Origin of the sequence: Pseudobacteroides cellulosolvens ATCC 35603 = DSM 2933, assembly GCF_001262605.1 — a bacterium.
GTDB lineage: Bacteria > Bacillota > Clostridia > Acetivibrionales > DSM-2933 > Pseudobacteroides > Pseudobacteroides cellulosolvens.
On the sequence record NZ_LGTC01000001.1, the window covers coordinates 2,275,433 to 2,287,382 of the forward strand.

Sequence of the window (11,950 nt, forward strand, 5' to 3'; positions counted from 1 at the left end):
ATCACCACTTTGTCATTGTCTGGCCATTTTATAGCCAACACCGAATACGGTTTGTATTATGTTATTTCCCCCACTTTCAATGCTTAGCTTCTTTCTTAGTCTTTGAATGTGAACATCAACCGTCCTGGTATCTCCATAATAATCATATCCCCATACCTTTTCCAAAAGAGTATCCCTTGTAAAAACCTGCTCCAAATGATTTATAAGAAAGTAAACCAGCTCATATTCCTTCGCAGACAACTCAACCTCACTACCTGCCAATATAACCTTTCTCATATCAGAAAATACTTCCAGCGAGCCGTTAATTAGATGGTTTCCTAAATCTTCAATATTCTTTACTTCCTTAGAAACCCTTCTTAAAAGTGCCTTTACCCTGGCTACAAGCTCCCGGGCGTGGAAAGGTTTAGTTATGTAATCATCTGCCCCAAGCTCCAATCCTAAAACCTTATCAATGAGGTCTGTTTTTGCTGTCAGCATTATTACAGGTATACCCTTCTCATATGTAACCTTTTTACAAATATCATAACCATTAATTTTGGGAAGCATAATATCTAAAATCAAAAGATCCGGATTTATTAATTCAATACTTCTTAAAGCAGCTTCTCCATCCCCTGCAGTACTAACCTCATAGCCTTCCAACTCAAGGTTAATTTTCACAAGATCACAGATGGAAGCTTCATCATCAACTACAAGAATTTTAGGTTTCATGATTCACCATCCATAATTTTATATATGAAATTATACCAGACTGAAAGAAAATATGAAATGTTTTTAATGATGTAGCATATAGAGCATACCATAAATTCTTAGAAATAACAAATCCAGTTTTCAAAGTCTGCCACTTAGGCAGCTGAAAACTGGATTTATTTACAGGTAATACAGAGTAGATACTATTTTTATTTTAGTTTAAAGAATGCATGCCTAACCGAATATTCCAGGCTGCTGTCCTTAGTTAACCACAAATAGTTTTCCTGACCTTTTGCCAAAGGCAATATAACTTTGCCCTCATATTTATAATTATGTACTTCACCAGCTTTTATCTTTTTTAAAAAGCCTTGACTATCCTTATTAACATTTTCAGCTGCTTTTTTCAAGCTACCTTCAAAACCATAATCTGTGCCTCCAATAATAGAAGCTCCTGATGGTGTTTTTGAACCCGAAACATATCTCATAAATGGTAAATGTAGATAAGCATCTCCTGATGTAATTTTAGCATTTGAAACACTCATATCCAAAGTGATCATTGCATACTCAATCTTATCTTTATCAGAAGTAACTTTAAATCCCAACTTTGTTACTTCTTCATATGTGATAGGCTCTACTTTTTTGACAGTACATGTATAATCTGCTGATGCTGTAGTATTTATATACTTCTCAGTTGCAGACCATGAAAAAGTTTCCCCCAATTTAATCGGATCTTCTAAAGTTCCTGCACTTTTAGAAGAATTCACAGGAGCAGGTGTACTTGAAACCGGTGCTGTTGTTGATGGTGCTGTGCTGGCACTTGGCTGAGTTTGAACAGGTGTATTATCCTTATATGGTATACCGGAGTTATTAGATGTAAGCTTGATTGACTGTGTATCACTTACCCATTCAACCCCAAGACCTACCAAATCTGCAACCGCTCTTAATGGCAAATATGTTCTGCCACCGATTATAACAGGTGATATCTTTGAACCATCAGTCTCTGTAAAGGCTTTTAAATTTCCATCATAGTAAATCTTAATGTTGTCGTTTGCTGTGGCATCAACTTTTCTTGTTGCACTAACGCTCCAGACCATACCTGCAGCAATAATGCTTATAATTAAAACAACCACAATTGAAGATGATACCTTTTTAAATTTTTTCATAGTTTTCCCCTCTTTTCACTTTTTTTATGTAAACCTACAATAAGCAACAAAGAATATTATACCATAGTCATATTTTTTTATAAAATTTAATAAAAGCCTAATGCAGTTGAAAATAACCTAAAATAGAAAACTATAGATAATAAACGCCAAGTAAGATATTAATTCGCCAAAAATGACTTTATTTCGACATTTTTTACTGAAAGAATTAATCTTTTACAGTTGCTTAGGAATGACTAAGAAATAGCATCCGATTCTCATCCTCCAAAACCCCGTTAAATCGTCTGGATTTTGTCTTTGAGAATACAAAGTTATTTCCAAGGCATTCCTTAGGAATGTTGAAACAATATTATTTTTTGTATCTCATCCGATTAATCAGGCAATTGTCTTTTATATTGCTCATTTGATATACGATCCATCTTATCTACAATACCCTGTGTATCTATTTCATTGGTGTAGAACTCCTCATAATCGTAATACCCGCCCATATCCTGAGGCCCATCGGATGTTCCATACTTAACCAGATCATTGAGATAGTCCAGACCTTCATTTTCATCATCTTCTCTTTTATTAAGGTACTTCCTTCCAAACGGTGCATCCCATACCAACTCCTCATTTGGTCTTTCCATCTTCAAAATCCCAAGGGTTACCGGTTTATCCTCCTCACAATCTATACAAAGTTTTACTGAAGGAATTGCCTTTAACCTTTCAATTTCTATATCTTTTCCACAGAATTCGCACTTTCCATAGGATCCATCATCAATCTTTTTCAAAGCATCATCAATATCTTTAAGCTCATGTTCCTCATGAACCCTTAAAGCATTGTTAAATTGAACCTGGTACATCTCTGTGCCCATATCCGCCGGATGGTTATCATAATTTGAAAGCTCAGTAGGTGAATACTTGTCCTGCTCAGCTGTTTTATTTTCCTTCATTATTTCAATAGTATGCTGTATCTCACTCTGCCTTTTGGCTAAAGTTTCTTTCAGGGAATTTATAATTTGATCATCCATTTATTTTTCCTCCCGCCCTTTTCATATTATCTTGAACAATATTCACTATGTCTGTAATAAACTCTCCTATCAGAGGCAATTTCCAACGTACAATTATTTGAAGAAAATATATTACGACGGCACCTAAAAGAGTGAATCCAATAGCAATACCAAATCCCCTTGATAATCCTCCAAGAAAATTTGCCCATAGCATTTTCCTGGGGTTTTCGAGATAATATACATAATCTACTAGTTTAAACTTTCCATGTGTAATGAGATCTTATCCAATTTTTTATTTATAACTTCAATTAACCTATTTTTATCATTCATAATTATCACCATTAATGAATATCACACATTATGCTACTTAAAATTTTACCTTTAGAAATCAAGTAATCACATGTAAATATATCCTTCTGAAGTATTGCTTCCATATCCAAAATCTTAAGTCTTATTTCCCTCATAACTTCAGCATCAACAAGCCTGGCGTTCTCCAGATCCATTCTAGTTAAAATGTCTCCAGTCATTTTATACATAGCCTCAAGATCACTTTTCAACTCTGTGCCTACTATAATTGACATGTTTTCTCCTTGTTAGTTTTTATATTTTAATATACCTAAATTTCATATTAATATTTACTTCGAATGCAGGTTTATAATGGAACATAACGTTTAATCCAATTTTTTCAAAACTAAAATATTGCTAAAACATTTTCAGTAATATATAATAACACTGGTTACAGAAGGGTTTACAGCAAGAAATGCCATTAACGAATTCATAAAGGAGCTATTATATGAGACCATTAGAATATAAAGATGGAGCTTTAAAGCTTATCGATCAGACAAAGCTTCCAACTCAAAAAATATATGTAGAATGTACAACATATATGGAAGTAGCAGAAGCAATAAAAAATATGATAGTAAGGGGAGCACCTGCTATTGGTGTAACTGCAGCATATGGCATAGCTATCGGAGCCCAGTCCATAAAAACACAATCCAAAAGCGAATTTATGCAAAATATCGAAGAAATCTGTAATATATTGCGTAGCACACGTCCAACTGCAGTAAACCTTTTTTGGGCAGTTGACAGAATTTATAAAACAGCACTTTCACATATGGAAAAATCCTTGGATGAAATAAAGCAAGCAATTCTAAATGAAGCTATAATGATGGATTCTGAGGATGTAGAGGCTAATAAGGCAATAGGTAAAAACGGATTGAGCCTCATAAAGGATAACTTTACAATACTAACCCATTGCAATGCAGGTGCCCTTGCAACATGTGATTATGGTACTGCTCTCGGAGTTATCCGTGCAGCTCATGATGCCGGCAAGAATATAAATGTGTATGCAGATGAAACAAGACCATATCTCCAGGGTGCAAGGCTTACGGCTTGGGAACTTACTCAGGATGGTATTCCTGTAACATTAATATGCGATAACATGGCAGGACATTTTATGAAATCCGGTGTAATAGACTGCGTTATTGTAGGTGCTGATAGAATAGCAATAAACGGTGATACAGCTAATAAAATCGGCACATACTCGGTAGCGGTATTGGCACATGAGAATAAAATACCTTTGTACGTAGCAGCACCTCTGTCAACAATTGATTTTTTGACAGAATCGGGAGATAGCATTCCTATTGAGGAAAGGGTATCAAGTGAGGTTACACATATAATGGGTGTACAAATCGCCCCATCAGAAATTAAGGTTGCAAACCCTTCATTTGATGTCACTCCCAATAAATACATCAGTGCAATAATAACTGAAAAAGGCATTATATATCCGCCTTTTAAGGATAATATAATTGCCTTGGCACCATAATTCCCTAGAAAAGAAAAAAAGCCGCTAAGGGGCTTTTTTCTTTTCCATTATATTTATTGAATTCTCTAGAATTGTTGCAGCTTCTGCTCTTGTAACATGCTTGTAAGGCATAAAAGTATTATTCTCATAACCTTTGATAATTCCTAATTCTACAGCGGAAATAATGCTGTCTTTAGACCATTTTGGTATTGTGCTTGAATCAATAAACGCAATTCCTTTGCCTTGCTTATGATCGAAACTAAAAGCCCTGACTATCATCGAAACGATTTCACTTCTTGACACCTTCTGCATAGGCCTGAATGAATTATCATCGTATCCTTTTATAATGCCCTTTTCAACTGCTCTCTGAATATATCCATATGCCCACGAAGGCAGCTTGCTATCATCTTTAAACTTGTACTTTTTGCTGTTTAAAGGGTCCAAGGCTAGTGATTTTACCAATATGACAGTAGCCTCCGCCCTGGTAATTTCCAATTGGGGCCTCATGCTTTTATCCGGGTAGCCTGATAATATTCCCCTTTCAAAGAGCTTCATAAGACTATTCTCTGCCCAATGCCCTACTATATCCTTAAACACGATACTTGCTTTTGTGCTTGGTATGGTAGTCGGTTTTGGTGTAATCACAGGATTAGCCGGTAAAGGAGTTACTACAGGACTTGAAACACTTGGGTACTTGTTGTCGCATCATTCCGTGTCCTGCTATCAGCAATTATTACTGGATTTGCGATCACAGTTCTTTCTGTCTGTTGAGGTGCTACATTAGTTGGAGTCTGACTGACTGTATTGGTTTGGCTAGGGACTGGAGTAGATTTCTTGATAAAATCAGCACCATCAGGACCTAATCCTTCAATTATAGCATCATCAATCACATCGTAATCATCGGATTTATTACCGCTAAGGAATAAGCACTCCAATTTATTCATATTATTTACAAAATTAAAATCATTAATTTCATTGTGGTCAAGATATAAAATTCTAAGGCTCGTTATTACTGACAACCCCTGTACTTCAGCTATTTCGTTATAGCTTAAATGCAGTTCTTCCAAATTTTCAAAACTGCACAACAAACTTAATGAATTGGCATCGTTTATTTGGTTTCTGCTTAGATCCAATATTTTTAATTCAGGCAGATTCCTTAACGGATATATACTTTTAATCCTATTTCCGCTTAGATATAAGTTCTCCAAATTCGTAAGCTTACCAACAGCTGTAATATCTTCAATCTTCTGATTCGTTAATTTCAGCATCGTAAGCTTATAGAAATACTGCAGACCTTGAATACTAACTATATCTTTTCCCTCAGGTATACTAATACTCTTCACATCTTTTATTTCATCAAGGTATATCACTGTCCCCGAAACTTTATTTGGTAAAATCCCCCTAATAGCCTCTGCAAGGTTTTCATCAGGAAAAAATACAGGTTTCCTGGTAGGTACAGGTGTATTGGTTGGTTTAATAGTATCCGACGGAATAATTATTGGTGTAGATGTTGGCTGCACAGTGCTAGGTGGAACAATTGTAGCAGTTGCAGTAGCAGTAGGTGTAGTCCTCGGCGGTGTTGCCGTTACTACCGGCATTGTAGCTGTCGGTGCCGACCTAGTTGGTGTTGGAGTAGCCTTAGGTGTAATTCCTGCCTTAGTTGGTGTTGGACTTATACCCGCTGTAGGCACTACTGAAGGAGTTACTGTAGTAGCCGGAGTAGCTGAGCCAGCTGTTACAGGTGTTGGTGAGAATACAACTGCTGCTGTAGGTGTGGGAGTAGTCCCATATGTAGATGTTGGTGTTATAGTTGGTATCGAAGTTCCATCTGGAATTTTAGTAATTGTTGGTGTTGACGTTTGTATTGGTGTTGATGTCTGCAGTGGTGTTGGTGTTTCCTTAACTCCAATATCAGTATCCTTTAAACATGGAAAATCTTCTTTTTTTAAAGGGAATCCGGGCTTATTACCTCCAATATACAGCGTAATCAAGCTATACCTCAAAGAATTTATTGGAGACTTATTACTTATTTCATTATTATTTAAAATTAATGTTTGAAGATTATAGTAACATTGAACTATACCTATATCTTCAATTCTATTGTCATTCAACACTAAAGTCTCTAGATTCTCCAAGTTTCCAAGCATAGAAATATCCTGAATTTCATTGTCACCAAGATTCAAATGTTTTAATGATATTAATTTTGCCAATGGAGTTACATCTGCTATTTTATTTCCGCTTAAATCCAGAAACTCCAAATTAGCAAGCCCCTCAAGTCCAGAGATATTTGAAATATTATTATTGGACATTTGAAGACAGATCAACTTGTTGAGGCTTTTAATCCTAGATATATCCTCTATACTATTGTCGTTCAAGTACAAATAATTAAGCTCCGATAAAAGCTCTATGCCCTTTAAATTACTTATACCAGCGTTGTCAGCATTTAACTCTTTTATTTCCTTTAACTCTTCAAGTTTAACTTTATCACCTGTATCCTTATTTAAGGAATCTCTAACAACTTGATTGAGTTTCTCATCCTCAAACCTTATATCATCATAATCGATTGATTCTGCATAAGAACTACTAAAATCAAAACTTATTGGGATAAAACCTATTCCCCCAAAATTCAAAATAGTTAAAAAGGCTAAAAATACACAAATAACCTTCTTAAGTCCACTCATACTCATTTCCCCACAATACAAAAATTTTAATATTATAAGTTGTTATTATATATATAATTAATATTAATTTTGTTAAATAGTTTACATATTCTTATATTTTAATAATACATTAAAATTTATATTTGTTCAAGATAGTTAAATACACTTTTTTACAGTTAATTGGTTAATAAAAAATACTTCACATAATCATGGATGTGCATATTAGTAATAACTAAAATATAACTTCCGCGTAGAAATCTGAAGTAATATTTTAGTCATTCCAAAGAACGTCCAGTAATATGAAGTACTTTTAAATAGCCAATGTTAAATAAATAACTTAGTAATATTTTATTAATATTTTAGTCAGGACTTAAATCATCCTGTCAGGACTGTAAGTGACTAATTGCCTTTTTAATACGGGCTTCATCCTCAACAACGCACTGAATGACCTCACCAATGGATTTAGGTAATACAAAAGTTATCTTATTGTCCTTAACCTTTTTATCAAAAAACATTCTCTCATATACCTCATCCACATCTATATGGTCAAGTCTAACTGGAAGCCCTATTTTATCTAAGGTTTCAACTACCCTTTGCACATCGTTTTCTTCTATCATTTCCAAATCACAAGCCATTTTTAGAGCTGCTACCATACCTAATGACACGCATTCACCATGCAAATACTTGAATTCATATACACTCTCTATTGCATGGCCTATAGTATGCCCGAAGTTGAGTATTGCCCTTAAGCCGCTTTCCTTCTCATCCTGTTCCACTACTGATCCTTTAATAGTGCAGTTAACCTTGGCCAGATATTGAAGCACATCTTCATCGAAATTGAATATCTTGCTTACATTATAGTCAATAAAATCAAAGAATTCCGGATCTCTGATAACACCATGCTTTACAATTTCAGCCATTCCAGCCTGGATTTCACGGACAGGAAGCGTTTTTAGCGTATTGACATTCAAGTATACAAACTTGGGCTGATAAAAAGCACCAATTATGTTTTTCTTTCCTTCAAAATCAACCCCAACCTTTCCTCCTACACTACTATCAGCTTGTGCTAATAGTGAAGTGGGGATCTGGACAAAGTTAACCCCTCTTAAGAAGGTGGCGGCGACAAAACCTGTAATGTCACCTACTACTCCACCTCCAAGAGCTATAAGAACTGAATTTCTCTCAAACTTATTATCAATGAGAAACTTATAAATTTCCCTGATTGTATCTAAATTCTTACTCTTTTCACCGGCTTCAATAACATACTTGTATACCTTAAGCCCATTTGACTTTAAAGCCTCAATGCATGCTTCGCCCTGAGCCTTATCTACATTATTGTCTGTTATTAATGCCAGCTTGCCGTTTAATCTGGCTAATGACATACTTTTAGCCAAACTGCTGTAATCAGTTGTAATATAAATGGGATAGCTTCTTTCTCCCAGATCTATATTAACTTTAATCAACCAAATCACCTTCTTTTAAGTAAACTATAGAACAGAGCAGCATCTTTCACAAAGAGTCGGATGATTTCCATTTTTGCCTACGCTTTCACTTTGCATCCAGCACCTTTCACATTTTTCACCTTCAGCCGGAACAACCACAACCGAAATTCCATCCATATTTTCCCCTTTTTGTGCACTAGAAGGGGCTTCATCGGCTTTTTTAAGCTCGAAGCCTGATGTAATAAATATTGTTGACAGCTGATCCTCAATGCTTTTTATAAATCCGTATACCTTTTCATCTGCATAAACTACAACCTTTGCATTTAATGAAAGACCGATCGTTTTCTCAGCCCTTGCTATTTCAAGTGCTTTAGATACATCAGATCTAAGGTCTAATATTTTACTCCACTTCTCTTCCAGCTTGCTGTCAAGATATTTTTCATTAACTACAGGCCAATTGTTAAGCTGTATGCTTTCATTATCATCAGCTGCTCTATGGGGCAGGTACTGCCATATTTCTTCAGACGTAAATGCCAATACTGGAGCCAGCATTCTGACTAATGAATCAAGTATCTCATACATTACGCTCTGTGCAGCCCTTCTATCTTTTGAATCTGCTTTTGATGTATACAGCCTGTCTTTTATAATATCAAGATAGAAATTACTCATATCAACAACACAGAAGTTATGGATGGCATGGAACATCATATGGAATTCATAGGAGCCATAAGCTTCATCAACCTTCTTTATAAGCTGTGAAAGCTTCATAAGTGCCCACCTGTCAAGCTCTCCCAAATCCTCATATTTTACCATATCATTATCAGGATTAAAATCATATATGTTACCTAATATATACCTGCTGGTATTTCTGATTTTCCTGTAAACTTCCGAAAGCTGCTTTAATAATTCCTTGGAGATCCTTATGTCTGTTTTATAATCTGAAGATGCAACCCAGAGTCTTAGAATATCAGCTCCGTACTCTTTTATAACATCCTCCGGGTCTATGCCGTTTCCTAACGATTTTGACATTTTCCTTCCCTGTCCATCAACAACATAACCATGGGTAAGAACTGTCTTAAATGGTGCCTCTCCCCTTGTAGCAACAGATGTCAAAAGGGATGACTGGAACCATCCTCTGTGTTGGTCACTTCCTTCAAGATACATGTCTGCAGGCCACCTTAAGTCGTCTCTTGTTTCAAGAACTGCTGCATGGCTTGAACCGGAATCAAACCATACGTCCATAATATCGTTTTCCTTTTCAAACTCTCCACAGCCACATTTACATTTTGTGCCGGCTGGAAGTATATCTTTAGGGTCAACCTCATACCATGAGTCGGAGCCCTTTTCTCTAAATAGTGAAGCAACTGCAGCAATTGACTCATCATTTATAAGCTCATGGCCGCAATCCTTACAGTAGAATATAGGTATGGGAACGCCCCAGATTCTCTGTCTGGAGATACACCAGTCTCCTCTATCCCTAACCATATTGGTTATTCTCTCTTCTCCCCATTCAGGAATCCATCTTACACCCTTTATTTTTTCCAGTGCTTCATTTCTAAAACCTTCAACAGAAGCAAACCATTGCTCTGTAGCTCTGAATATTATTGGATCCTTACATCTCCAACAATGTGGATATTGATGAACAATCTTCTCTGATGCAAGAAGGAGATTTAAACCTTTAAGTTCTTCTAAAATCGCCGCATTGGATTTTTCATAGTAAAGGCCTTTAAATTTACCTGCTTCTGAAGTCAAATGACCCTTGTCATCAACAGGTACTATAACAGGTATCTTGTATTTCTGACATACCTGGAAGTCCTCGGCACCATGTCCTGGAGCAGTATGAACGCAGCCTGTACCAGCTTCTAACGTTACATGGTCTCCTAATATAACAATTGAGTCTCTATCAAGGAAAGGATGTGAACACAGAATCCCTTCAACGTCACTTCCCATAAGCTTTGTTGCGATTTCATAATTTTCTATCCCGGCAGCCTTCATTACGTTTTCAACAAGATCTACTGCCATTACATAATATTCATTTCCAACCTTAACAAGTCCATACTCAAAATCAGCATTTAAACAGATGGCCAAATTGCCTGGCAATGTCCACGTTGTGGTTGTCCATATGACAAAGTATACATTTTCTTTAGTCCCAATAGCATTTTTTATAATACCTTTATCGTCTTTTACAGGAAACTTTACATAAATGGAAACCGTAGTATCCTCAGCATACTCGATCTCAGCTTCTGCTAATGCGGTCTCACAGTCAGGACACCAATATACCGGTCTTAATCCCTTATATATATATCCTTTTTTGGCCATTTCACCAAAAACCTCGATCTGCTTGGCTTCAAACTCAGGATTTAAAGTAACATATGGGTTTTCCCAATCAGCCCTGACACCCAATCTTTTAAATGCATTTCTCTGTAAATCCAGATACTTTAATGCAAATCCCTTACATGCCTGCCTGAATTTAACCGGCCCAACCTCGTGCCTCTTAAGGCCTAATTCTTTAATTGCCCTCTGTTCAATCGGAAGGCCATGAGTATCCCAACCAGGAACAAATGGTGTCTCGTAACCGGACATACTATAATATTTTACAACTATATCCTTTAATATCTTGTTCAAAGATGTTCCTAAATGTATTCCTCCATTTGCATAAGGAGGTCCATCGTGAAGAATAAACTTAGGCTTTCCTGCATTTTTTTTCAACTGCTTATTATAAATGTCCATCTCTTCCCACTTTTTCAACATATCAGGTTCTTTCTGGGGAAGATTTGCCCTCATAGAAAAATCGGTTTGTGGTAGATTTAGTGTTTTTCCATAGTCAACTGACATACGAACTCGCCTCCAATATATTTTAGGTATAAAAAATAATTAACTAGTCAAAGAGGCATTTCAAAAAGCTGAATTAATGACCTTATACAAAAAATACTTGAATAATGTATTTTTTGAAATGCCCTTAAACAATTATAAAACCCTCTCAATCCTTATAAGGGACGAGAGGGTAATTTACTCACGCGGTTCCACCCAAATTATCACCATACAAAATAAAATATAGTAATCACTTGTTAAATAACGGCTTTAACCGGCACTCCTTACTTACTTTAAGATTTTAACGTTTCAGGATGCAACTCATGGATGATTTTCAAAAGTTAACCCTGCAGACTCCCACCAAACTCTGCTCTCTTTGAAGGTATGGCTTCCT

General features: G+C 36.0%; 10 protein-coding genes and 1 other annotated feature (1 of these 11 only partly in view). Of the genes, 1 reads left to right on the forward strand and 9 read right to left on the reverse strand.

Going from position 1 to position 11,950, the window contains the following annotated elements:
• Positions 1 to 12 precede the first annotated feature (12 nt).
• The 5 genes from Bccel_RS09180 to Bccel_RS09200 all read right to left on the reverse strand — a co-directional run bounded on the left by Bccel_RS09180 (position 13) and on the right by Bccel_RS09200 (position 3,420).
• Entirely contained in the window at positions 13 to 708 is a 696-nt protein-coding gene (locus tag Bccel_RS09180; RefSeq protein WP_036938136.1) for a response regulator transcription factor, read from the reverse strand.
• Between the two features lie 188 nt (positions 709 to 896).
• Positions 897 to 1,850, reverse strand: coding sequence for a stalk domain-containing protein (locus tag Bccel_RS09185; protein WP_036938139.1), 954 nt, complete (start codon positions 1,848 to 1,850; stop codon positions 897 to 899).
• Between the two features lie 368 nt (positions 1,851 to 2,218).
• Positions 2,219 to 2,860 (reverse strand): TraR/DksA C4-type zinc finger protein, encoded by a 642-nt coding sequence (locus Bccel_RS09190; protein WP_036938141.1) that lies wholly within the window; start codon positions 2,858 to 2,860, stop codon positions 2,219 to 2,221.
• A complete protein-coding gene (locus Bccel_RS31385) occupies positions 2,853 to 3,053 on the reverse strand; it encodes a DUF5665 domain-containing protein (protein WP_242857000.1) in 201 nt (66 codons plus the stop codon). Before Bccel_RS31385 ends, Bccel_RS09190 begins: the two co-directional genes overlap by 8 nt.
• Positions 3,054 to 3,180: 127 nt before the next feature.
• Positions 3,181 to 3,420: a hypothetical protein gene (locus tag Bccel_RS09200; RefSeq protein ID WP_036938143.1), complete on the reverse strand. Its 240-nt coding sequence runs from the start codon at positions 3,418 to 3,420 to the stop codon at positions 3,181 to 3,183.
• Between the two features lie 212 nt (positions 3,421 to 3,632).
• On the opposite strand from Bccel_RS09200, the gene mtnA reads away from it, so the two are divergent.
• Positions 3,633 to 4,664, forward strand: a complete 1,032-nt coding sequence (gene mtnA / locus Bccel_RS09205; RefSeq protein ID WP_036938145.1) for an S-methyl-5-thioribose-1-phosphate isomerase — start codon at positions 3,633 to 3,635, stop codon at positions 4,662 to 4,664.
• A 24-nt stretch (positions 4,665 to 4,688) separates the two neighbouring features.
• Here the strand turns inward: mtnA and Bccel_RS09210 are convergent, their stop codons facing one another.
• The 4 genes from Bccel_RS09210 to ileS form a co-directional block, all read right to left on the reverse strand.
• On the reverse strand, positions 4,689 to 5,288 hold the full coding sequence (locus Bccel_RS09210; RefSeq protein WP_152965970.1) for an S-layer homology domain-containing protein: 600 nt from the start codon (positions 5,286 to 5,288) through the stop codon (positions 4,689 to 4,691).
• Between the two features lie 23 nt (positions 5,289 to 5,311).
• A complete protein-coding gene (locus Bccel_RS09215; RefSeq protein ID WP_050753315.1) occupies positions 5,312 to 7,324 on the reverse strand; it encodes a leucine-rich repeat domain-containing protein in 2,013 nt (670 codons plus the stop codon).
• Between the two features lie 362 nt (positions 7,325 to 7,686).
• Complete coding sequence (gene aroB / locus Bccel_RS09220; protein WP_036938150.1) at positions 7,687 to 8,766, reverse strand: 3-dehydroquinate synthase; 1,080 nt, start codon at positions 8,764 to 8,766, stop codon at positions 7,687 to 7,689.
• A gap of 24 nt (positions 8,767 to 8,790) precedes the next feature.
• Positions 8,791 to 11,580 (reverse strand): isoleucine--tRNA ligase, encoded by a 2,790-nt coding sequence (gene ileS / locus Bccel_RS09225; protein WP_036938153.1) that lies wholly within the window; start codon positions 11,578 to 11,580, stop codon positions 8,791 to 8,793.
• 154 nt (positions 11,581 to 11,734) lie between these two features.
• Positions 11,735 to 11,950: a binding site (T-box leader), on the reverse strand (it continues 24 nt past the right edge of the window).

Bases quoted from the DNA above. Each gene is read 5' to 3' on its own strand.
- Bccel_RS09180 (WP_036938136.1), bottom strand. From the start codon at position 708: ATGAAACCTAAAATTCTTGTAGTTGATGATGAAGCTTCCATCTGTGAT.
- Bccel_RS09185 (WP_036938139.1), bottom strand. From the start codon at position 1,850: ATGAAAAAATTTAAAAAGGTATCATCTTCAATTGTGGTTGTTTTAATT.
- Bccel_RS09190 (WP_036938141.1), bottom strand. From the start codon at position 2,860: ATGGATGATCAAATTATAAATTCCCTGAAAGAAACTTTAGCCAAAAGG.
- Bccel_RS31385 (WP_242857000.1), bottom strand. From the start codon at position 3,053: ATGCTATGGGCAAATTTTCTTGGAGGATTATCAAGGGGATTTGGTATT.
- Bccel_RS09200 (WP_036938143.1), bottom strand. From the start codon at position 3,420: ATGTCAATTATAGTAGGCACAGAGTTGAAAAGTGATCTTGAGGCTATG.
- mtnA (WP_036938145.1), top strand. From the start codon at position 3,633: ATGAGACCATTAGAATATAAAGATGGAGCTTTAAAGCTTATCGATCAG.
- Bccel_RS09215 (WP_050753315.1), bottom strand. From the start codon at position 7,324: ATGAGTGGACTTAAGAAGGTTATTTGTGTATTTTTAGCCTTTTTAACT.
- ileS (WP_036938153.1), bottom strand. From the start codon at position 11,580: ATGTCAGTTGACTATGGAAAAACACTAAATCTACCACAAACCGATTTT.